This window comes from Streptomyces sp. SAT1 (genome assembly GCF_001654495.1).
Classification (GTDB): Bacteria; Actinomycetota; Actinomycetes; order Streptomycetales; family Streptomycetaceae; genus Streptomyces; species Streptomyces andamanensis.
Genome location: NZ_CP015849.1, coordinates 2844074 through 2866531 on the forward strand (window position 1 = coordinate 2844074; position 22458 = coordinate 2866531).

19 protein-coding genes are annotated in these 22458 nt (G+C 72.7%); 11 read left to right on the top strand and 8 right to left on the bottom strand.

Annotation, left to right across the window (positions count from 1 at the left end):
* Window positions 1-165 precede the first annotated feature (165 nt).
* On the bottom strand, window positions 166-429 hold the full coding sequence (locus tag A8713_RS12280) for a WhiB family transcriptional regulator (RefSeq protein WP_003975777.1): 264 nt from the start codon (window positions 427-429) through the stop codon (window positions 166-168).
* Between the two features lie 725 nt (window positions 430-1154).
* On the opposite strand from A8713_RS12280, the gene A8713_RS12285 reads away from it, so the two are divergent.
* From A8713_RS12285 to A8713_RS12295, 3 genes are all read left to right on the top strand, one after another.
* The gene (locus tag A8713_RS12285; RefSeq protein ID WP_064533438.1) at window positions 1155-1691 is read left to right on the top strand and encodes a cysteine dioxygenase; all 537 of its coding nucleotides are present in this window, start codon (window positions 1155-1157) and stop codon (window positions 1689-1691) included.
* A 65-nt stretch (window positions 1692-1756) separates the two neighbouring features.
* The gene (gene cofD, locus A8713_RS12290; RefSeq protein WP_064533439.1) at window positions 1757-2716 is read left to right on the top strand and encodes a 2-phospho-L-lactate transferase; all 960 of its coding nucleotides are present in this window, start codon (window positions 1757-1759) and stop codon (window positions 2714-2716) included.
* Window positions 2713-4086, top strand: coding sequence for a coenzyme F420-0:L-glutamate ligase (locus A8713_RS12295; protein ID WP_064533440.1), 1374 nt, complete (start codon window positions 2713-2715; stop codon window positions 4084-4086). The genes cofD and A8713_RS12295 overlap by 4 nt, the downstream gene beginning before the upstream one ends.
* A 241-nt stretch (window positions 4087-4327) precedes the next feature.
* Here A8713_RS12295 and A8713_RS12300 read toward each other — a convergent pair whose 3' ends face one another.
* Window positions 4328-5569, bottom strand: coding sequence for an IS4 family transposase (locus A8713_RS12300; RefSeq protein WP_064533441.1), 1242 nt, complete (start codon window positions 5567-5569; stop codon window positions 4328-4330).
* A gap of 320 nt (window positions 5570-5889) precedes the next feature.
* Between A8713_RS12300 and A8713_RS12305 the strand changes: the two genes are divergently transcribed.
* A complete protein-coding gene (locus A8713_RS12305; protein ID WP_064533442.1) occupies window positions 5890-6906 on the top strand; it encodes a DNA-3-methyladenine glycosylase family protein in 1017 nt (338 codons plus the stop codon).
* A gap of 354 nt (window positions 6907-7260) precedes the next feature.
* Complete coding sequence (locus tag A8713_RS33800) at window positions 7261-7470, top strand: hypothetical protein (RefSeq protein WP_064533443.1); 210 nt, start codon at window positions 7261-7263, stop codon at window positions 7468-7470.
* 4 nt (window positions 7471-7474) lie between these two features.
* Here A8713_RS33800 and A8713_RS12315 read toward each other — a convergent pair whose 3' ends face one another.
* Together A8713_RS12315 and A8713_RS12320 are read right to left on the bottom strand one after the other, a co-directional pair.
* On the bottom strand, window positions 7475-8557 hold the full coding sequence (locus A8713_RS12315) for a nucleotidyltransferase family protein (protein WP_064533444.1): 1083 nt from the start codon (window positions 8555-8557) through the stop codon (window positions 7475-7477).
* Between the two features lie 69 nt (window positions 8558-8626).
* Window positions 8627-10039 carry a peptidoglycan recognition protein family protein gene (locus tag A8713_RS12320; protein WP_064533445.1) on the bottom strand — a complete coding sequence of 471 codons (1413 nt, stop codon included), beginning with the start codon at window positions 10037-10039 and terminating at the stop codon, window positions 8627-8629.
* Between the two features lie 131 nt (window positions 10040-10170).
* On the opposite strand from A8713_RS12320, the gene A8713_RS12325 reads away from it, so the two are divergent.
* The 4 genes from A8713_RS12325 (at window position 10171) to A8713_RS12340 (ending at window position 16195) form a co-directional block, all read left to right on the top strand.
* The gene (locus A8713_RS12325; RefSeq protein WP_064533446.1) at window positions 10171-10926 is read left to right on the top strand and encodes a TIGR03089 family protein; all 756 of its coding nucleotides are present in this window, start codon (window positions 10171-10173) and stop codon (window positions 10924-10926) included.
* A gap of 257 nt (window positions 10927-11183) precedes the next feature.
* Window positions 11184-12458 carry an LCP family protein gene (locus A8713_RS12330; RefSeq protein ID WP_064533447.1) on the top strand — a complete coding sequence of 425 codons (1275 nt, stop codon included), beginning with the start codon at window positions 11184-11186 and terminating at the stop codon, window positions 12456-12458.
* 227 nt (window positions 12459-12685) lie between these two features.
* Complete coding sequence (locus A8713_RS12335) at window positions 12686-14449, top strand: LCP family protein (RefSeq protein WP_064533448.1); 1764 nt, start codon at window positions 12686-12688, stop codon at window positions 14447-14449.
* A 90-nt stretch (window positions 14450-14539) separates the two neighbouring features.
* Window positions 14540-16195: an LCP family protein gene (locus tag A8713_RS12340; RefSeq protein WP_107440625.1), complete on the top strand. Its 1656-nt coding sequence runs from the start codon at window positions 14540-14542 to the stop codon at window positions 16193-16195.
* Between the two features lie 75 nt (window positions 16196-16270).
* On the opposite strand, the gene A8713_RS12345 is transcribed toward A8713_RS12340, so the two are convergent.
* Complete coding sequence (locus tag A8713_RS12345) at window positions 16271-17302, bottom strand: glycosyltransferase family 2 protein (RefSeq protein ID WP_064533449.1); 1032 nt, start codon at window positions 17300-17302, stop codon at window positions 16271-16273.
* A 127-nt stretch (window positions 17303-17429) separates the two neighbouring features.
* Here A8713_RS12345 and A8713_RS12350 point away from each other — a divergent pair, with 127 nt between their 5' ends.
* Window positions 17430-18932: an LCP family protein gene (locus A8713_RS12350; protein ID WP_079158927.1), complete on the top strand. Its 1503-nt coding sequence runs from the start codon at window positions 17430-17432 to the stop codon at window positions 18930-18932.
* A 34-nt stretch (window positions 18933-18966) separates the two neighbouring features.
* On the opposite strand, the gene A8713_RS12355 is transcribed toward A8713_RS12350, so the two are convergent.
* Window positions 18967-19524: an acyl-CoA thioesterase gene (locus tag A8713_RS12355; protein WP_064533451.1), complete on the bottom strand. Its 558-nt coding sequence runs from the start codon at window positions 19522-19524 to the stop codon at window positions 18967-18969.
* Between the two features lie 119 nt (window positions 19525-19643).
* Between A8713_RS12355 and A8713_RS12360 the strand changes: the two genes are divergently transcribed.
* Complete coding sequence (locus A8713_RS12360; RefSeq protein WP_173860835.1) at window positions 19644-20966, top strand: LCP family protein; 1323 nt, start codon at window positions 19644-19646, stop codon at window positions 20964-20966.
* Between the two features lie 69 nt (window positions 20967-21035).
* On the opposite strand, the gene A8713_RS12365 is transcribed toward A8713_RS12360, so the two are convergent.
* The gene (locus tag A8713_RS12365; RefSeq protein WP_064533453.1) at window positions 21036-21401 is read right to left on the bottom strand and encodes a four-helix bundle copper-binding protein; all 366 of its coding nucleotides are present in this window, start codon (window positions 21399-21401) and stop codon (window positions 21036-21038) included.
* Between the two features lie 171 nt (window positions 21402-21572).
* Window positions 21573-22397, bottom strand: a complete 825-nt coding sequence (locus A8713_RS12370; RefSeq protein ID WP_064533454.1) for an SAM-dependent methyltransferase — start codon at window positions 22395-22397, stop codon at window positions 21573-21575.
* Between the last annotated feature and the right edge of the window lie 61 nt (window positions 22398-22458).

Genomic DNA, 22458 nt, shown 5'->3' on the forward strand with positions numbered 1-22458 from the left:
GACCACACTACTGGCTGGGCAAGACGGCGGCCCGCCGCCTGTGGATAACCCACCTGCGACGGGCCGTTCGTGAGGATTGAGCGGGGATCTGCGCGGTGTCCGTCCGGCCGGGCGGCGCGGTCGGACAGGGGCCGGACCGCTGCCGGGCGGCGGCCGGAGCCGGGTTCAGACGGCGGCCTTCTTCAGGCGGCGGCGTTCACGCTCGGACAGGCCGCCCCAGATGCCGAAGCGTTCGTCGTTGGCGAGGGCGTACTCGAGGCACTCGGAGCGGACCTCGCAGGCGAGACAGACCTTCTTGGCCTCGCGGGTGGAGCCGCCCTTCTCGGGGAAGAAGGACTCGGGGTCGGTCTGGGCGCACAGCGCGCGCTCCTGCCAGCCGAGTTCCTCGTCCGCGTCGTCGACCAGCAGTTGCTGCACCAGCTCGGTCATGTGCGCCCCTCGTCTGTCTTTCGCGTCCCCGTGATGTAGCCGTTACCGATACCGGCTGAACGACACGAGTGAAATTACAAGTGTGCTGCTCCGGGCGAGTCAAGCCGAGATCTGCTATTGGGCCCCTTATTCACTCTGCGGAACCAAGGCCATGCGGAAAGTGTTCAAATCGGCATAAACCTTGACACCCAGCAGGGGCACCGAGGGCCACCCGCCCCGCGCGGACCCCCGTCGGTGCCCGCACCAGGAAGGACGCCCTGGCGTTCGATCCCGTTCCGACCCGCGCACCGAAGCGAACCGGATCACAGTCGGATCACGGGATCGCAACGGCGCTTGCGCGCCCGGCTTGTGCGCCATGTGTCCCGGTCTCCCGCTGAGCAAACCTTTCATCTGCGAGATGAACCGGATGAGGTGAAACATGTCCCACATTCCGGGCAGTGAGTTGACAGCGCTGGTGTGAACCGATGTGCTTGTGGGCATGCTCGCGCACTCGGCATTCACCTCGACCCGCACCGCCGGGTCCCACGGTGCTGCCCGCGCCCGCTGTAGCTGTCGCCGCTGCGGCTGTTGAGCCCCGCGCGTCCACGCGCCCGCTCCGGCCGCCGCCCGGGTCCCGCCCACGACCCGGCGCACTCCCTTCAGAACCACGCCTGAGGACCACGCCGATCGCCGCGGGTCCCCGGATCCCGCAGATCTCCGAGTCTCCCGAGGAACCACCGCACCTCATGAACAGCGACAGCGACCTCCAGATCGCCGGAGACCTCCTCGAGGTCCCGCACCTCCTCCAGGCACCGCGCGAGCACCCGGTCACCGTGGCCGAGTTCGCCGGCCTGGCCAGGACCGTCGCCGCCGACCGCGCCCAGTGGGAGCACCTCGTCCGCTACGACGCGACGACGCGCTGGTACCACCGGCTGCGCACCGGCCCCGGCTACGAGGTGTGGCTGCTGTCCTGGGTGCCCGGACAGGGCAGCGGACCGCACGACCACGGCCGCTCCTCCGGGGTGCTGACCGTCCTGGAGGGCACCCTGACCGAGCGCACCCGGCGGGGCACGCGCGCGCTCGCGGCGGGTGAACAGCGCGTGTTCGCACCGGGGTACGTGCACGAGGTCACCAACGACGCGCTGCGTCCGGCCGTCAGCCTGCACGTCTACTTCCCGGGCCTGACCGAGATGCCGATGCACGACTCCCCCGCCGCGCGGACCGCCGCCCGGTGCGCCGCCGCGGCCGGCGGCCGGGAGGCGGCGGACGCCGTCAACGCGTGACCCGTCCGGGGCCGACTCCGGCGACCGCGTGCCCCGTTGTCGTACCCGCCTGCCAGACTTGCCCCATGCGCATTGTGGTTCTGGCAGGCGGCATCGGCGGTGCCCGGTTCCTGCGCGGTCTGAAGCGGGCCGTGCCGGACGCGGACATCACCGTCATCGGCAACACCGGCGACGACATCCACCTCTTCGGGCTGAAGGTCTGCCCCGATCTGGACACGGTGATGTACACGCTCGGCGGCGGCATCAACGAGGAACAGGGCTGGGGCCGGGCGGAGGAGACCTTCCACCTCAAGGAGGAGCTCGCGGCCTACGGCGTGGGGCCGGACTGGTTCGGGCTCGGCGACCGGGACTTCGCCACGCACATCGTGCGCTCCCAGATGCTGGGCGCGGGCTATCCGCTCAGCGCGGTCACCGAGGCGCTGTGCGACCGGTGGAAGCCCGGGGTGCGGCTGATCCCGATGTCCGACGACCGGGTCGAGACGCATGTGGCCGTGGAGATCGACGGCGAACGCAAGGCGGTCCACTTCCAGGAGTACTGGGTGCGGCTGCGCGCGTCGGTCCCGGCGCAGGCGGTCGTGCCGGTCGGCGCGGAGCAGGCGAAGCCCGCGCCGGGCGTCCTGGAGGCCATCGCCGCGGCGGACGTGATCCTCTTCCCGCCGTCCAACCCGGTCGTCTCGGTCGGCACCATCCTCGCCGTGCCCGGCATCCGCGAGGCCATCGCCGACGCCGGGGTGCCGGTGGTCGGCCTGTCCCCCATCGTCGGCGACGCGCCCGTGCGCGGGATGGCCGACAAGGTCCTCGCCGCGGTCGGCGTGGAGTCCACCGCCGCGGCCGTCGCCGAGCACTACGGCTCGGGGCTGCTGGACGGCTGGCTCGTCGACACCGTCGACGCGGGCGCGGTGGAGCGGGTCGAGACGGCCGGGATCCGCTGCCGCGCGGTGCCGCTGATGATGACCGACCTCGACGCCACCGCGCAGATGGCGCGGGAGGCGCTGGCACTGGCCGAGGAGGTGCGCACGGCATGAGCGGCACACCCACCGGCGGCACTGACGGCACCGGCGGCACCGCCGGTCCCGCCGCCCCCTCCGGTCCCGGTACGGCGCCCGCGTTCCGGGTGTGGGCCGTGCCCGGCATCCCCGAGGTGACCGCCGGCGACGACCTGGCGAAGCTGATCGCCGCCGCCGAGCCGGGCCTCGCCGACGGGGACGTGCTCCTGGTCACCTCGAAGATCGTCTCCAAGGCGGAGGGCCGGGTGGTCGAGGCCGCCGACCGGGAGGCCGCGATCGACGCCGAGACCGTGCGGGTCGTGGCCCGGCGCGGACCGCTGCGCATCGTGGAGAACCGGCAGGGCCTGGTCATGGCCGCCGCCGGGGTGGACGCCTCCAACACGCCCGCGGGCACGGTGCTGCTGCTGCCCGGGGACCCGGACGCCTCCGCGCGCGCGATCCGCGAGGGCCTGCGCGCGGTGCTCGGCGTCGACGTCGCGGTCCTCGTCACCGACACCTTCGGCCGCCCCTGGCGGGCCGGGCTCACCGATGTCGCCATCGGCGCCGCCGGATTGCGCGTCCTGGACGACCTGCGCGGCGGCACCGACGCCCACGGCAACCCGCTCAGCGCCACCGTCGTCGCCACCGCCGACGAACTGGCCGCGGCGGGCGACCTGGTCAAGGGCAAGGCCGCCGGGCTGCCCGTCGCCGTGGTGCGCGGCCTGGGGCACACGGTCACGGACGACGACGGGCCGGGCGCGCGGGCGCTGGTGCGCGAGGCACGCGACGACATGTTCCGGCTGGGCACCTCCGAGGCCGTACGCGAGGCGGTGACCCAACGGCGTACGGTGCGGTCCTTCACCGACGAGCCCGTGGACCCCGGTGCCGTGCGGCGCGCGGTCGCGGCGGCGGTGACGGCTCCGGCGCCGCACCACACCACACCGTGGCGGTTCGTGCTGCTGGAGTCGCCCGGGGCGCGGACCCGGCTGCTGGACGCGATGCGCGACGCCTGGATCGCCGACCTGCGGCGGGACGGCAAGAGCAAGGAGTCGATCGCCAGGCGGGTGCGCCGCGGGGACGTCCTGCGCCACGCCCCGTACCTGGTGGTGCCGTGCCTGGTCATGGACGGCTCACACACCTACGGCGACCCGCGGCGCGACGGTGCCGAGCGGGAGATGTTCGTGGTCGCCGCCGGAGCGGGCGTGCAGAACTTCCTGGTCGCGCTGGCCGGGGAGCGGCTCGGCTCGGCCTGGGTGTCCTCGACGATGTTCTGCCGGGACGTGGTGCGCGAGGTGCTGGAACTGCCCGCCGACTGGGACCCGATGGGCGCGGTGGCGGTCGGGCACCCGGACGGCCCGCCCAGACCCCGGGACGAGCGGGACCCGGAGACGTTCGTCGAGGTGCGCTGAGGCGGCCTCGCCGGGGCGGGTGACCGCCCGGAGACGTGCCCTAGGGCCAATACCGGTGATTTAGTTTGTTTTCCGGCTGGTTGGGGTGGTCTTGGTTGGCCCGACCAGCCGGACCACCGGAGTGTCTGGCCGGGGTGGGCTGTGGTGCTCGGCTCGTTTGAGGGCCCAGTTGGACATCTTGCGTTTGATCACGCGGGGGTTGGAACGCAACCGCCGTGCGGGCAGCAGTCGTTCTGTGATCTCACGCAGGCTCTGGGTGATGGACCGGGCCAGTCGGGAGGGGGGAAAGCGCCGCCTGCCCGGTGACGTGGCGGCGGACGACGCGAAGGGTTCGGGTGAAGGAGACCCGGTCGGGATCGTGCCCGGTGTGGAGAGCGGCCTGGTGCATCAGGTCCCGCAGCGCGTGGTGGACCAGCAGGAACGCGAAGATCTCCTGTTCGACGCCGCGGGGGTGCTGGGAACGCAGCACCATCCCTGGGGCGCCCTGGTGATTCTTGATCTCGTCCAGGGTGTTCTCGATCTCCCACCGCTGGGCATAGAGGGCGGCAAGCTCCTGAGCCGGTGCCTGCTCAGGATCGAGGATGGTGGTGATCAGCCGGTAGACGGTGCGGTCACCGTCGCGGGGGCCGAGGGTGTACTCGATCACTCGCACCCGCTCGGGGTCCGCGCGTCGGTGGTGGTCCCGCGCGGCGACGATCTCCGACAGGTAGGAGCCGTCAGCGAGGGTCTCCAGGACCGGCAGCACCACGACGCTGCGGACCCGCCACAGCAGGTCCGCACCGCCCGCCTTCGCGGCCCGCCACAGATCGAATCCGCAAAAACCCCGGTCGGCCAGGACAAGCATGCCCTCCGTCAGCGCCGGGAACAGCCGCTGGGCCAGAGCACTCTCGTGGACGTTGAGGGGTCCGGCCTCGGCCGCGAACACGGCATGGGTGCCGCACTCGGCCAGGGCCGCCACCCTCGCCTGCGGATACGCACTGCGGCCCTGCCCGCGACTGGTACCGGGACGCCCGAAGAACTGGGCGTTCGCCGCGGTGTCCGGAACGTCGAAGACCGTGCCGTCCACCGCGACCAGCCGCCACCGCCGGTACCAGGCGCCTTGCGTCCGCGCGTCCGCGACCGGCCGGCACACCCGGGCGAACAGGGCCCGCAACGGCTCCGGCCCGAGCCGCAACCGGGCCCGCCCGATCGCCGCCGTGGTGGGCACCCGCCAGGTGGTCGCCCACCGGCCCTCACGCTCCAGCCCCTGGACCAGAAGCCGGGCCACCTCTTCATAGCCCTGCCCGAAGAACAAGCACATCGCCAGGACGAAGTAGACCACCACCCGCGCCGGCAGCAACCGCGTCCGCTGCTCGACCCGGCCGCACTCGGCGACCACCTCGTCGACCAGCTCCGGCGGAAACGCCCGCGTCAGCACCCCCAACGCGATCCGATCCGAGAACCGACCAACCCCCGACGACTTCACCTGACCCGGCCTTGGCACAACCCACCCAACGACCAGACCACAACAAAGTCACCGGTATTGGCCCTAGGGCCTGTCGTCAAATTCCCGTCGTCCGCCCGGAGGGCGGGCCTCGCGGCGTCAGGTGCGTGCTCCGGGGGTCCCCCCTGCTCGAAGAGCTCGGGGGAGTGCCGGGTCCTGGCCCGCGTACTGGACGTACTCGGGTCTGGGCCCGGTGCGGCGAGTGGGGGTCCCCCCTGCTCGAAGAGCTCGGGGGAGCGTGCATGGCGTCGCGAGGCAGGCGGGAATTTGACGACAGGCCCTAGGCTCGTACCGACCGCCGCCGACCCCGGGAACTGATCGTGGCAGGACGCTTCGCCCCGCGCCCGCGGCCCCCGCACACGACCGTGCCAGGGGGCCGGGTCGCCGTACCCGCGGCCGCGGGCGCGCCCGAGGTGCCGCCGGGCGGGCCCGAGCGGGTGCGGGCCTGGGTGCCGGACGAGCCGCTGGACCTGGGCCTGGTCCTGGGGCCGCTGCGGCGCGGGCCGGGCGATCCGACCTTCCGCGCGATGCCGGACGGGTCCGTGTGGCGGGCCAGCCGCACCCCGCTCGGGCCGGGCACGCTGCGGGTCTTCGTCCGTGGCGGACAGGTGTGCGGGCGGGCGTGGGGACCGGGCGCCGAGTGGCTGCTCGACCAGTTGCCCGAGCTGCTGGGCGCGGCCGACGAACCCGCGGCGTTCGCGCCCCGGCACCGGCTGCTCGCGCTGGCCCGGCACCGGCGCCCCGGGCTGCGGCTGACCCGGACCGGACTGGTGCTGGAGTCGCTGATCCCCTCGGTCCTGGAGCAGAAGGTCACCACGCTGGAGGCGTACGCGGCCTGGCGGACGCTGGTGTGCACGTACGGCGAACCGGCGCCCGGCCCCGTTCCCGTGCCGATGCATGTGATGCCGGCGCCGCGCACCTGGGCGCTGATCCCGTCCTGGGACTGGCACCGGGCCGGGGTCGACGACAAGCGGGCGTCGACGGTGCTGCGCGCGGTGCGGGTGGCCGCGCGGCTTGAGGAGGCGACGGCGATGCCTCCGGCGGCGGCCCGGCGGCGGCTGGAGGTGGTGCCCGGGATCGGGCCGTGGACCTCGGCGGAGACTGTGCAGCGCAGCCACGGCGCGGCGGACGAGGTGACGGTCGGGGACCTGCACCTGCCCGGGATCGTGGGGTTCGCGCTGGCCGGGAACCGGGACGCCGACGACACCGAGATGCTGCGGCTGCTGCAGCCGTACGCCGGTCAGCGGCACCGGGCGGCCCGGCTGATCCTGCTCAGCGGCCGGATCCCGCCGCGCCGGGCACCGCGGATGCCGCTGCGCGACATGGGACGGCTGTGAGCCGCGCGCACGCCCGCCGGGCGGGGCGGGGCGGGGCGGGACCTCACGGCAGCGCCAGCGACAGCAGCGCCAGCGGCCTGACCGCGGCGCAACCGCCGCGGCGCCGGAACGCCGCGACGAGCGCGGACCGGCCGACCCGCTGCACCGGGCGCCTTCCCTCCCGGACCTGTCCACAGGACACCCGACCTACCGCCCTGGACCCACCCGCCGGACACCCGACCGCCCCGAACCCACTCACCGAACGCCTTCCCGCCCCGGACCCGCCCGTCGGACACCCGACCGTCCCGGACCCGCTCACCGGACGCGCGCCCGTCCCGGCGCGGCCCGGGGAGCCGGGGCGGGTTCGGCCGGGCCGTGATCCCGACGTGGATCAGCGCGTCCGTCCTCGTCACCGCCCCCGTCACCACATCCGCCACCGCCCCCGTCACCACATCCGCCACCGCCCCCGTCACCACGTCCGCCACCGCGTCCGCCACCGCGTCCGCCACCGCGTCCGGAGCCGGGCCGAGACCCGTGTCCGCCCAGCCGGACCTCCTGGCCCTGGCCGGCCGCCTCCCGGAGTGACCGCCTACTGGTCCGAGGAGAAGCGCACCGCGCCCGCCGGGATGCGCGCGTCGCACCAGATCCGCATGCCGTCGCGCAGCTCGTTGTCGGCGCCGACGACCGCGCCGTCACCGATCACCGTGCCGGTGAGGACGGAGCGGCGGCCGATGCGGGCGCGGGTGCCGATGAGGGAGTCGGTGATGACGGCGCCGGGCTCGATGACGGCGCCGGGCAGGATCGTACTGCCGGACACCCGCGCGCCCTCGGCGACGCGGGCGCCCTCGCCGACCACGGTGCCGCCGGTCAGCTTGGCGTCGGGGGCGACGACGGCGGTGGGCAGGACGAGGCGGTCGCCGCAGCGGCCGGGCACCGCCGGGGACGGGGCACGGCCGAGGACCAGGTCGGCCGAGCCGCGGACGAAGGCGGCCGGGGTGCCGAGGTCCAGCCAGTAGGTGGAGTCCACCATGCCCTGGAGGTGCGCGCCGGCCGCGAGCAGACCGGGGAAGGTCTCGCGCTCCACCGACACCGGGCGGCCCTGCGGGATCTGGTCGATGACCGAGCGGCGGAAGACGTACGCTCCCGCGTTGATCTGGTCGGTGACGATCTCCTCGGGGGTCTGCGGTTTCTCCAGGAAGGCGAGGACCCTGCCCGTGGCGTCGGTCGGGACCAGGCCGTAGGCGCGCGGGTCGGTCACCTTCGTCAGATGCAGGGAGACGTCCGCGCCGCTCTCCTCGTGGGTGCGCGCCAGAGAGCCGATGTCCAGGCCGGTCAGGATGTCGCCGTTGAGGACGAGCACCGGCTCGTCCGGCCCGGAGCGCAGGCGCGCGGCGACGTTGCGCAGGGCGCCACCGGTGCCGAGGGGCTCCTCCTCGGTGACGTACTCCAATCGGAGCCCGAGGGCGGAGCCGTCGCCGAAGTACGGTTCGAAGACCTCGGCCAGATAGGAGGTGGCGAGCACGATGTGCTCGACGCCCGCCGCGGCGGCCCGCGCCAGCTGGTGGGTGAGGAAGGGCACGCCGGCCGCCCGCACCATGGGTTTGGGGGTGTGCACCGTGAGCGGGCGCAGCCGGGTCCCCTTGCCGCCGACCAGGAGGATCGCTTCTTTCACCTGTCGTCTCCGCTTCCTGCCGGGACCGGCCGCTTCGTCCTTCGGCCGGACAGTGTAGGCAGACCGTTCTCAGCGGCCCTGGTAGCGCGCCGCGGTCGAGCGGATCGTGCCGAGCTTGGCGTAGAGCTTGCGTCCGGGGCAGTCGGTGGCGAAGCCGTCCCGGTGACCGGAGATCACGTTCAGATGTACGTTCTTCCCCTTCTTGTAGCGGTTTCCACCGCCGGACTTCAGATAGGTCTTGCCGCGCGGGTCCATCCCGTAGAGGCCGAGCTTCCACGCGGTCAGCCGGGCGACGGCCTTGAGGGCGGCGGAGGACGGCTTGGTCTTGCTGTAGGTGCCGATGACGGCGATGCCCACGCTGTCGCTGTTGAAGCCCATGGTGTGGGCGCCGAGGACGGGCTTGGCCACGCCCCCGGCGCGGCCCTCGTAGACGGTGCCGCACTTGTCGACGAGGAAGTTGTAGCCGATGTCGCGCCAGCCCATGCTCCTGACGTGGTAGCGGTAGATGCTTCGGATCACCGAAGGAGCCTGCGAGCAGCGGTAGTTGTTGCCGGTCGCGGTGTGGTGGACGAACGCGGCCTTCACTTTCTTCGTGTAGCCGAACCCGCGCGAACGCAGTGACTCGTCGGCGCCCCAGCCGTGCCGGGTGACGATGCGCGGGCGTGCCCCGATGTAGGGCTTGGCGCGCTGGGCGGCCGTGAGTTCGTCGCCGCGCAGGTCGAGCAGTTCGCGTGCGGTGGCCGCCTGGTCGAGGGCGGGGATCTCGGTGGCGCCGAGCGGGGCGAGGCCGGAGTTGGCGGCGGAGGCGGCGGTCGCGGCCTCGGTCAGTTCGCCGGTGCGCGCCTGGTCGGCCTGCGGGGTGGCCGGAGGTGTGTCGCCGGGGTCGACGAGTTCCAGGCGCAGCCCGGAGGGCAGCGGCGCCGGCTGCCGGGCCGGGGCGCCGTCGGCGCGGTCCCCGGTGTCGGCGCGGACCCGCAGGTCGACACCGTCGGAGTCGCCCACCCACAGCGGCGCGGTGGCGCCGCGGATGTGTCCGGCGGCGCGCTCGGCGGCGCCCGGGTCGGCGCCGTGGTCGGCGTTGTGGGTGTCGACGTCCTGCCAGTCGGACCAGGTGCCGGTGGCCGCGGAGCGGGTGCGGACCTGGACGGTGCCGTGCAGTTCGGTGTCCGGGTCGTCCCAGACGACGCCGACCAGGGAGAAGTGCCGTACGTCCGTGCGGTACAGGCCCTGTTCGAGGCGGGCGGCGGTGAAGGACCGGCCGCGGGCGTGGCCTTGGGCGCGCGCGGCCAGGGGCAGGGACTGGGTGCTGCCGGGGACGGCGGGCGCCGTCGCGGCCGGGGCCGCTCCGGGCGCCGTGGCCGGTACGGCGGCTGCGGCGGCACCCGCGGGGACGCCCGGCACGAGGGCGAGTCCGGCCGCACAGGTGACACCGATCGAGGACGCAAGGAATCCGTATCGACGCATGCCCCCGATCTTGGACATAGTCACACATATATGTCCATCTACGAACTGACGGTGCGTCGGGTGATGTTCCCTCGAACTGATGACCGAGCGGCGAGGTCCCGGTCGCCGTCCCTCGCCGCGGGCGGCCCGCGCCGCGTACGCTGACGCGGGTGAACGCCACCGAACGCACCCCTGCCGACCTGCTGCGTTCCGCGCTCGCCGCGGACCCGGGACGCCCCCTGGTGACCTTCTACGACGACGCCACGGGCGAACGCGTCGAACTGTCCGTCGCCACCTTCGCCAATTGGGTGGCCAAGACGGCGAACCTCCTCCAGGGGGACCTGGCCGCGGGCCCCGGTGACCGGGTCGCGCTGCTGCTGCCGGCGCACTGGCAGACGGCGGTGTGGCTGCTGGCGTGCGCGTCGGTGGGCGCGGTCGCGGACGTCGGCGGGGACCCGGGGGCCGCCGATGTCGTGGTCAGCGGGCCGGACTCGCTGGAGGCGGCGCGGGCCTGCTCGGGCGAGCGGATCGCGCTGGCGCTGCGCCCGCTGGGCGGGCGGTTCCCGCAGCCGCCCGCGGGCTTCGCCGACTACGCCGTCGAGGTGCCGGGCCAGGGCGACCGGTTCGCGCCGTTCGCGCCGGTGGACCCGGAGGAGCCCGCGCTGGTCGTGGCCGGTGCGGAGCACAGCGCGGCCGACGTCGTGGAGCGGGCCCGCGCCGACGCGTCCCGGCTGGGCCTGACGGGTCCCGGTTCCCGGCTGCTGTCCGGACTGGCGTACGACACCTGGGAGGGACTGAGCGCGGGTCTGTACGCGCCGCTCGCCTCCGGCGGGTCCGTCGTCCTGTGCCGCCACCTGGACCGCCTGGACGAGACCGCCCTGGCCCAGCGCATCGAGACGGAACGGGTCACCGCCACGGCGAGGTGACCGACGCCCCTGGCCTCGCTCCCCCTCCCCCCTCCCCCTCCTCCTGCTTCTGCTCCCGCTCCCGCTCCTGGCGATTTCCCCCGTTCGGCCCAGCATCACCCCGCCTCCCCTCCCCCGACGGGCCATCGTCGTACGGACGGGACGTCGGGAAGAGGCCGGGACGAGGCCGGGAAGAGGCCAGGAAGAGGGTGGTCGCGGTCGTGGGCCGCAGGGCAGAGGGGCCGCACGAGGGATCCGGGGCACGGGTCCCGGGGGCCGTGGGGCCCGGACAGGGCGCGTCGGCCACCGGCGCCGGGGCCGCGGCGCGGCGCCTGCGCAGACTCCAGGCCGCCGCGTTCGCCGCGGCCGTCCTCGTCGGCGGCTCCGCCGTGACCGGCTGGGCCGTCTACGCCCGGCTCAGCGGCAACATCACCGCCGACGAGGCAGCGGCGGCCGAACTGCGGCGCTACGAGAAAGAACGGCCCACCGCCCTGGTCAAGGGGGCACAGAACATCCTGCTGATCGGGTCGGACACCCGCACCGGCCACGGCAACACGGGGTACGGACGCGACGCGGGCACCGAACGGTCCGACACCGTGATCCTGCTGCATCTGGCCGCCGACCGGCACAGTGCCACCGCCGTGTCCCTGCCCCGCGACCTGATGGTGCGCGTGCCCGGCTGCCGCCGCCGGGACGGCAGCCGCAGCGAACCGGTGTTCGCGATGCTCAACCACGCCTACGAGGTGGGCGGTTCGGCCTGCACGATCCGGACCGCCGAGAAGCTGACCGGCATCCGGGTCGACCACCACATGGTCGTCGACTTCGGCGGGTTCAAGGACCTGGTCGACGCGGTCGACGGCGTGCAGGTGTGCCTGAAGGAGCCGGTGACCGACAAGGAAGCCGGGCTGCGGCTGCCCGCGGGCCGGGTGACGCTCGACGGCGAGCAGGCCCTCGGCTATGTCCGGGCCCGCAAGACGCTCGGCGACGGCAGCGACACCGACCGGATGGAACGGCAGCAGCGGTTCCTCGGCGCCCTCGTCGGCAAGGTGCGCGGCGACGGGGTCCTGCTGAACCCGGTGAAGCTGTACCCCGTCCTGGACGCGGCCACCTCCTCGCTGACCACCGACCCGGCGCTGGCGAATCTGCGCGGTCTCCACCAACTCGTGCGCGGGCTGCGCGAGATCCCCACGGAACACGTGCGGTTCCTGACGGTTCCGCGGAAGTCGTACGCCTACGACGCCGACCGCGATCAGCTCGTGCAGCCGGAGGCCGAGAAGCTGTTCGCCCGGCTGCGCACCGACCGGCCGGTGGAGGTCGCCCCGGAGGATTCACGGGATTCCGGCGCAAACGACGGCAATTCCGGGCCGGGGGATTCCGCGCGGGGACCCGATTCCACGCCCGGCGAGGAATCGCCTGCGCAGCCGGACGACTACGTTCAGTACGTTTATCCGGGCGTCCCGGCGGCCGCCGGGACCAGCCGGGTCCTCGCGGCCCCACCTTCGCCGACGCCCACCTTCACCGGCAATACCGCCGCACAGGACCCCTGCGGGTAAAGCCGCGGCCAAGGGCGAACTTTTGTCCAGGGAAAATGGGCGGATTGCCCAGTTGTAGGGGCGTGGAATTCGTCACCGGCGTCGCTCAATGCTCAACCGGCCGGATAGTGTGAGCGATCCGGTGCTACCGGCCACGAGGTCATCCTGGGGTCGCGCACTGTGTGAACCAGACCTGAGCGCCTCAGGGGGAAGGCGCCGCGTGGCCCCGACGGAGGGTTCGGACAACCGTGGACGCGCAAGGCCGTGGGCGGGCGGACAACATTGATCCCGCAGACCAGTGGGTGCTCAATCCGGCCACCGGTGAATACGAACTGCGACTGGACCCTTCCCCTCCGCAGTCGGCGGTGCCGGGGCAGCGCCGGGGCGCCGCCCCCGGGCCCGGTGGCGCGGACTCCCGGCGGCGCGGCACTCCGCCCGGAGCGGAGCAGGCCCACGAGACGGCCCCGGCACCCACCGTGCCCGGCCCGCGCCGCCGCCGTGGCGCGCCCGGCGAGGAGGAGCCGCCGCCCGGCCGGCGCAGCCGCCGCCCGGAGAAGAAGAAGCGGTCGCGGACCAAGAAGGTCCTGATGTGGACCGGCGGCACCATGGCGTTCGTCCTGGTCGGCGCCGGCACGGCGGGCTATCTGATCCTCAAGCACCTCGAAGGCAACGTCACCACCACCGACGTGGGCAGCGCGGCCAAGGACAGCTTCAGCAAGGACGATGCCTTCAACATCCTCATCATCGGTACCGACAAGCGGACCGGCAAGGGCAACGAGGGCTACGGCGACAAGGGCAGCGTGGGCCACGCGGACACCAACATCCTGCTGCACGTCTCCAAGGACCGGACGAACGCCACCGCGCTGAGCATCCCCCGGGACCTGATCGTCGACGTCCCCGACTGCCCGACCAAGCAGCCCGACGGCAGCACCAAGGTCGTCCCGGGCTCGCACAAGGTCCGGTTCAACGAGAGCCTGGGCCAGGACGGCCGCGACCCGGGCTGCGCGATGCTCACGGTCAAGGGGGTCACGGGCATCTCCCCGGACCACTTCATGATGGCCGACTTCAACGCCGTGAAGACCCTGACCTCGGCGGTGGGCGGCGTCGAGGTGTGCCTCAAGCACGCCGTCAACGACAAGGACTCGCACCTGAACCTGCCCGCCGGCTCGTCCAAGATCGAGGGCGAGGAGGCGCTGGCCTTCGTCCGCACCCGGCACAGCTTCGGCAACCACGGCGACCTGGACCGGATCAAGGTGCAGCAGCAGTTCCTCAGTTCGCTGATGCGCAAGATGGCCTCCGGCGACACCCTCACCAACCCGGTCAAGCTGTACGACCTGGCGGACGCGGCCACCAAGTCGCTGACCGTCGACACCGGCATCGGCAAGGCGAGCACGCTCAAGGACGTGGCGCTGGAGCTGAAGAAGGTGCCGACGAAGAACATCACCTTCCTGACCGTGCCCGTGCTCGACAACCCCGACGACGGCCCGGTCCACAAGACGGTCATCCTCAACCAGGCCCAGGCTCCCCAGGTGTTCGACACCATCAGCAGCGACGTCTCCTTCACCGAGGTGAAGAAGAAGGAGCAGCAGGCGAAGGACGCGCAGGCGGCCCGGCTCAAGGGCACCCGGTCGGCGGCCTCCGAGGTGCGGGTGCGCATCCTCAACGGCGGGGCCAGGGACGGCGCGGCGCAGGAGACGCTCACCTGGCTCCAGAACCAGCAGGGCGTGCTCAAGTCGGAGAACGGCAGCAACGCGCCGGAGAAGCTCGCCAACACCACGCTGGAGTACGCGCCCGACCAGGCGGACCAGGCCCGTGAACTCGCCTCGCTCATGGGGCTGCCGGGCGCCGCGCTGAAGCCGGGCAAGAGCGTGACCAACTCCCAGGGCCTGCCCGCGATGACGCTGATCCTGGGCAAGGACTACAAGGGTGCTGGAGTGTCACTCACCGCTCCCAAGAAGGCACCCAAGGTGGAGGGGCAGCACACGGCCGACACGGTTCAGTGCGCCAGTTGAGCGCACCGTGTGACCTGACGGGCCTGTCGTACGTCTAACACGGCGTACGACAGGCCTGTTCGATGACTTGAGGGCGGGGAGGATGGGGAGTTGACGCAGAGTGGTCTGCGCGGGGAGGGGCCCGCGGTCGAGGACACGATGCCTCTGGCGCAGCACGAGAAGAGCACGGGAGGCGGCGGCCACGGCCGGCGCGGCGGGGACGGGCGCGGCGGCCGGGGCACCGGCGGCAGACGGCCCAAACGCCGGGTGCTGCGTTGGTCGGCCACCGTGCTCGCGGTGGTCATACTCGGGACGGCCGGCGCCGGTTACCTCTACTACGAGCATCTGAACGGCAACATCCAGAAGGGCGAACGCAGCAGCGGTGACTCCAAGGCGGCCAGGTCGAAGGCGAACGCCGACGGCCAGACGCCCCTGAACATCCTGCTGATCGGCTCCGACAGCCGCGACTCCGATGCCAACATCGCGCTCGGCGGCGGCCGGGACAACCGCGGCAACCCGCCGCTGGGCGACGTACAGATGCTGATCCACCTGGCCGCGGACCGCAAGAGCGCCTCCGTGGTGAGCATCCCGCGCGACACCCGCGTGGACATCCCCAAGTGCACGGACCCGGAGTCCGGGAAGACGTACCCGGCGACCAACACCATCATCAACGAGTCCCTGGCCCGCGGCGGCGCCGGCTGCACCCTCGCCACCTGGCAGAACCTCACCGGTGTGTACATCGACCACTGGATGACCATCGACTTCGCGGGCGTGGTGCGGATGGCGGACGCCATCGGCGGCGTCGACGTCTGCGTGAAGCAGAACGTGTGGGACCGCTCGACGGCCCTCGCGCACGGCGGCTCCGGCCTGAAGCTGACGGCCGGCACCCACAAGGTCAAGGGCGAGCAGGCCCTCCAGTGGCTGCGCACCCGGCACGCCTGGGGCAGCGACCTGCTGCGGGCCAGGGCCCAGCACATGTACCTGAACTCGATGATCCGCACGCTCAAGGACCAGAGCATCTTCACCGACACGGGCCGGCTGATGGACCTGGCGGAGGCGGCCACCAAGTCGCTGCACGTCTCCGAGGAGATCGGCACCGGCAAGAAGCTCTACGACCTGGGCATGCAGCTCAAGGCGGTCCCGACGAACCGCATCACCATGACGACGATGCCGAACGTCCAGGACCCGCAGAACCGCGACCACGTCGTGCCGGACGGCAGCAACGCGCAGAAGATGTGGAAGCTGCTGCGCGACGACGTCTCCTTCGACGCCAACGGCAAGCCCACCGACGCGAAGCAGGGCGCGGACGGCGCCAAGAAGACGACGCAGCCCAGCTCGCCCCCCGCGCACGCGGACGGCCAGATCGGTGTCACGGTGCAGAACGGCACCCGCACCGCCGAGCTGGCCCCGGTCGGCCACCGGGCCACCGCCCTCAGCGACGAGCTGGTGCGGAAGGGCTTCACCCGGGCGACGCCGGACGGCTCGACCACCCCGGCCGTGTCCGACACGGTCGTGCGCTATCCGAGCGCCGAACTGAAGGGCGACGCCGAGCGGGTCGCCACCGCCCTGGGCATCCCGGTCGGTTCGGTGGAGCGGTCGACCGACGTCTCCGGCGTCACGCTCGTCGTCGGCGCGGACTGGCGCGAGGGCAGCACGTACCCGAAGCAGAAGGCGCCCAAGGCCGGGGACATCCCGGAGAACTCCGACGCCATCAACGGCGCGGACACCAAGCAGTGCATGGACGTGTACCAGCCCTACCGCTGGTAGCGGCGCGCGCATACCGGAAGGGCCCCTCCCGCCGTGCGGTGAGGGGCCCTCCGGATGTCCGGGGGGGTGGGCCGGTCAGGCGGAGGAGGTGACGACCGCCGGGCGCCGGGAGGCGATGACCCGCTTGGCCAGGGAGCGGGGGCTGGTCAGGAAGCCCCAGCCCCAGGACATGTGCATGGTGGCCAGGGCCACCGGGATGCGCAGCCGGGCGCGCAGCGGCAGGCCCTTGCCCGCGGGCAGGGAACCGGCGGCGATGGCCGCGAGATAGCCGCCCGGGACCACCAGGGCCCAGGGGGTCACGGCGGCGCCCGCCACGATCCCGGCCGCGATGGCGCACACGGCGGTCGGCGGGGCGAGGTAGCGCAGGTTGATGGAGCCCTCGTGGTAGCGGGCGACGACGTGCCGCCAGCGGCCGTAGTCCTTGTACTGCTTGGCGAGCGCCTTCACGTTCGGCCGGGGGCGGTAGGAGACCCGCAGCTCGGGCGAGAACCAGATCAGGCCGCCCGCCTCGCGGATGCGGAAGTTCAGCTCCCAGTCCTGGGCGCGGATGAACTCCTCGTTGTAGCCGCCCTGTTGTTCCAGGGCCTCGCGGCGGAAGACGCCCAGGTAGACCGTCTCGGCGGGGCCGGCCTGGCCGCCGGTGTGGAAGGCCGCGTTGCCGACGCCGATCTTCGAGGTCATCGCGGCGGCGACCGCGTGCTCCCACGCGTTCTCGCCCTCGGCGTGCATGATGCCGCCCACGTTTTGCGCGCCGGTCTCCTCCAGGAGCCGTACCGCCGTGGCGATGTAGTTCGGCGAGAGCATGCCGTGGCCGTCGACGCGGACGACGATCGGATGGCGGGAGGCCTTGATCGCGGCGTTGAGGGCGGCGGGGGTGCGGCCGGTGGGGTTCGGGACCGTGTGCACGCGGGGGTCGTCGCGGACGAGCTGGGCGGCGATCTCGTCCGTGCGGTCCGTGGACGGACCCAGGGCGATCACGACCTCCATCTCGCCGTCGTACTCCTGCGCGAGGATCGCTTCGACGGCCCCGCGCAGATGCCGCTCCTCATTGAGGACGGGCATGATCACAGAAACGGCGGGGAACCGCACGTCGGAGTTGGCGTTCATCGGTGCTCACGTTACCGCGAACGGGGGACACCGGTGCGCGCCGCGGGGGCCGCTGCACCGGGCAGCAGATCGTATGGGCCTACGGTGCTCACGGTGTCCACCCACGCCATCCGCGGAGGTGCCCCCCATGTCCACCACGTCGCCCCGGCCGCCGAGGCCGCCCGCGCCACCGCGACGCGGGCCGCGGCAGGCCGCCGCACCCGTACGGGCGGCCCGCATGCCGTACGCGCCGCCGCCGCGCCGCAGACCGCGCTGGGCCATGCGGGCGGCGACCACGCTCTCCGTGGTGGTGCTCGCCTCCGCCGGGATCGGGCACGCGGTGGTCTCCAGCCTGGACGCCGACATCACCCGGATCGATCCCTTCCGGGACATGAAGAACAGGCCGCCGACGGGCCACGGCCTGAACGTGCTGCTGGTCGGCACCGACGGCCGGGACCGGATCAGCGAGCAGGAGCGGCAGCGCTACCGGCTGGGCGGCCAGCCCTGCCACTGCACCGACACCATGATGATCGTGCACCTGTCCCAGGACCGGGAGCGGGCCAGCGTCGTCAGCCTGCCCCGCGACTCCTACGTCGACCTGCCCGCCCATCTCGACCGCAACACCGGCAGGCAGCACCCGCCGCACCCGGTCAAGCTGAACGCGGCCTACGCCGAGGGCGGTCCGGCCCTGACCGTGAGCACGGTCGAGAGCATGACCCGGCTGAAGATCGACCACTATCTGGAGGTCGACTTCACCGCCTTCATGCGGACCGTGGACGTCCTCGGCGGCGTCCAGATCTGCACGGCCGTCCCGATGAAGGACACCTACACCGGGCTGGACCTGGCCGCCGGCGTGCACACCCTCACCGGCGGGCAGGCCCTCCAGTACGTCCGCTCCCGGCACGTCGACGGGGCCAGCGACTTCGGGCGGATGAAGCGGCAGCAGCTCTTCCTGGCCGCCCTGATCGAGCGGGCGACCTCCTCGCGGGTGCTGCTGAACCCCATGAGGTTCCGGGACGTCACCCGGGCCGTGCTCGGCTCGGTCCGCGCCGACCAGGGCTTCCACACCGACGAGCTGCTCGACCTCGGCCGGGCGATGCGGAACTTCTCGCCCTCCTCCTCGGAGTTCACCACCGTGCCGGTCGCCCAGGCGTCCTTCCCCGTCAAGGGGCTCGGCTCGACCGTGAAGTGGGACCCGGCGCAGGCCGCCCGGCTCTTCCGCACGCTGCGCGACGACCGCCCGCTGGCCGCGCGCAAGCAGGCCCGCAGGCCCGATGCGGCCACGGCCGTGGAGATCCCGCCGCAGCGGATCCGGGTCCAGGTGGAGAACGGCACCGACACCGCGGGGCTGGCCCGCCGGGTGGACACCGCGCTCGCCGCCGCCGGGTTCGCCACCACCAAGGCACCCGTGGACGCCAGGCAGCGCGGGGTGAAGCGGACGCTCGTGTTCTACGACCCCCGCTGGGACCGCTCGGCCCGGTCGCTGGCCGCCGCGCTGCCCGGCAGCGAGCTGCGGGCCGTGCCGGGACAGGGCGCCACGCTGCGGGTCGTCGCCGGGAGCGACTTCCGGCAGGTGCGCCAGGTGCGGGTGCGGACGGTGGCGCAGGACAGCACCGAGGTGGTGCGCGGCGACCAGGTGGCGTGCGACTGAGATCACACCCGGCGCGGGCGGCCGGGGCGCGGACTCAGTCCTCGTACCCCTGCGCGGCCCGCTGCTCGCGCAGCTCCATGATCGCGCGGCGGCGGGCCAGGCGGTGGGTGCGCCGGATCTGCGCCTCCTGGTAGCGGCGCTTGTCCCGCTCGGTCTCGGGGAGCACCGGCGGCACCGCGCGGGGCTTGCCGTCGGCGTCCACGGCGGCGAAGACCAGATAGGCGGAGCCGACCTGGGTGGCCGGGGCGGACTCGTTCCAGCGCTCGGCGAGCACCCGGACGCCGACCTCCATGGAGGTCCGTCCGGTCCAGTTGACCTGGGCTTTCACATGGACGAGGTCACCGACGCGGACCGGTTCGAGGAACGCCATCTCGTCCATGGAGGCGGTGACGGCGGGCCCGCCGCTGTGCCGCCCGGCCACCGCGCCCGCGGCGTCGTCGACCAGCTTCATGATCACCCCGCCGTGCACCGTACCCAGCAGGTTGGTGTCGCTGTGGGTCATGATGTGGCTGAGGGTGGTCCGGGACGCCGAGGTCGGCTTGCCCGGTATCTCCGGATGTCCGGATTCCGCGGCGGGGGCCTGATCTGTCATGGGCTCCACCTTATGCCGCGCCGGGATCCGGGGAATTTGTGTCAGCTTGGCAACAGCCCTGACCTTATTTTCCGACGGCCCTTGTGGGGCACACCCCGGGGCCCGGCACACTGGGCCACATGAATGATTGGCCCGAGGGGTTCTCCGGCGGCGACGACCGCGGATCCCGGTACGGACGCGGCAGCGCCGGAGCGCAGCCGGAGGGCGCGCGCGTGATGCGCCAGGTGCGGCGCGGCGGCCCGGCGGGCCCGCCCGGACAGCGCGGCCCCGGCCCCGCGGCGCCGCCCTACGGCGTACCGCAGCAGCCGTCGTACGTCGACGGCGGCCAGGGTCCCGCCTACGACGACGGCCAGGGCTACGACAGCGGCTACAACACCGGACAGGTCTACGGCTCGCCGGGCGGGCCCGGCGGCCCGGCCGGTCCGGCCGGTCCGGGCGACGGCCGCACCCGCGGTCCGCGGCCCGCGCCGAACTGGCGGCGCCGCATCAAGTGGACCGCGATCACCCTGGTCACGCTGGTGGTGGTCACGTCGGTGTCCACGTACTTCTGGGCCGACTCCAAGCTCAACCGCGACGTCGACCTGTCCAAGGTCATCGACCGGCCGGAGGGCGGCAAGGGCACCAACTACCTGATCGTCGGCTCCGACAGCCGCGACGGGCTGTCCGACGCGGACAAGAAGAAGCTGCACACCGGCTCCGCCGAGGGCAAGCGCACCGACTCGATGATGATCCTGCACGTCGGGGACAACGGCGACACGCTGGTCTCCCTGCCGCGCGACTCCAACGTCGAGATCCCGAGCTTCAAGGGCTCGGACTCCGGCAAGACGTACCCGGCCTCGGGCGCGACCAAGCTGAACGCGGCCTACGCCAAGGACGGCCCGACGCTGCTGGTGCGCACCATCGAGTACAACACCGGCCTGCACATCGACCACTATGTGGAGATAGGCTTCGCCGGCTTCGCGAACATCGTGGACTCGGTCGGCGGGGTCGAGATGACCATCGACAAGCCGTTCAAGGACAAGTGGTCCGGCGCCGACTTCCAGGCGGGCAAGCAGAAGCTGGACGGGCAGCAGGCACTGGCCTTCGTCCGCACCCGGCACGCCTTCGCCGCCTCCGACCTCCAGCGCACCAAGAACCAGCAGAAGTTCCTGTCCGCGCTGGCCCACGAGGTCGCCACCCCGACGACGGTCCTCAACCCGTTCACGTTCTACCCGACGATGAGCGCCGGTCTCGACTCCCTCATCGTCGACAAGGACATGAGCCTGTGGGACCTGGCGTCCATGTTCTGGGCGATGAAGGGTGTCAGCGGCGGCGACGGCACCTCCATGAACATGCCGATCTCCGGTTCCGTCGGCGGCAACCTCGTCTGGGACAAGGCGAAGGTCAAGACGCTGGTGGAGCAGCTGAAGAACGACGAGAAGGTGACCGCCCCCGGCGACTGACCGGACGGCACCCGGCAGCGGGACCCCGCGGCACCGGGCCGCGGGGTCCCGCTGTTCCCGTCGGACGGATCACATCCGGGTGCTCATGGCGCGACACGTCTCCGCGCAGCGGCGACACGCCTCGGCGCAGCGCATCATCATCTGGTCGTCCGGCATGGTCATGCACGCCTCGGCGCACATGTCGCAGGCCTTGGCGCACATCGCGCACATCTCGCCCGCCATGGGCGAGCGGCGCATCATCATGTCCGCGCACATCCGGGTCGTCTCGGAGCAGTCCATGAGCGCGCGCATGACCTGCATCTGCGCCTGGCCGCCCTGCTGCATGCAGGAGCTCATGGCCTCCTCGCAGGCGGTGTGGCAGCTCATGCAGGCGTTGACGCAGTCCTGCATCTCCTTGCTCATGGCGGTCATCGTGCCGGGCTGGGTGTGGGTCATGGCTCCTCCTGGAGACCGAAGGGGCCCCGGGGCGGGCCCCGTGCCCTTCCGTCGTACGCCCGGCCGCCGCCGTCCGCCATCCGGCGCAGTCCCGGGCGCGCTACGCCCGTCCGGATGACGGCCGGGACCGGGCGGCGGGCCGCGTCCCCTCAGGGCTTGCTCAGGACTTGCTCAGGGCTTGCGGCCCACGCCCGCGAAGTGGGTGACCTCGGCGGCCTCCCCGTCCCCGGCGCCGGGCCGCCAGCGGGAGCAGGAGACGATGCCGGGTTCCAGCAGCTCGACCCCGTCGAAGAGCCGCTCCAGGTCGGCCCGGCCGCGCAGGGTCATGGGGGCCGAGCCCTGGCCGTTCCAGTACTCCACCGCCCGGGTCATCGCCTCGCCGTCCACCTCGGTGGTGGGGTGCGAGACGACCAGGTGGCTGCCGGAGGGCAGGGCCGCCAGCAGCCGTCGCACGATGGAGACGGCCTCGTCGGTGTCCAGGACGAAGTTCAGGATGCCGAGCATGGTGACGGCGACCGGCCGGCCGAGGTCCAGGGTCGCGGCGGCCTTGCGCAGGATGGCCTCCGGGTCGTGCACGTCCGCGTCGACGTAGTCGGTGGCGCCCTCGCGGGTGCTGGTGAGCAGGGCGCTCGCGTGGGCCAGGACGAGCGGGTCGTTGTCGACGTAGACGATCCGCGCCTCGGGGGCGACCCGCTGGGCGACCTCGTGGGTGTTGTCGGCGGTCGGCAGTCCGGTGCCGATGTCCAGGAACTGCCGGATGCCCACGTCCCCGGCGAGGTGGCGCACCGCGCGGGCCAGGAAGCGCCGGTCCGCGACCGCCGAGCGGGGCAGCTGGGGCACGAAGGAGAGGATCCGCTCGCCGACCTCCTGGTCCACCGGGTAGTTGTCCCGGCCGCCCAGCCAGTAGTTCCAGATCCGGGCCGAGTGCGACACGTCGCTCCGCAGCCGGGCCGTGCGCGCGATGCCCTCGTCGTGCGTCGCGGAAAGGTCGGACATGGTGCCGGGCCCCCTTCGGGCGGAACGGTTCGGCCGGGCCCAACGTAGTGCCAAGTCGCCC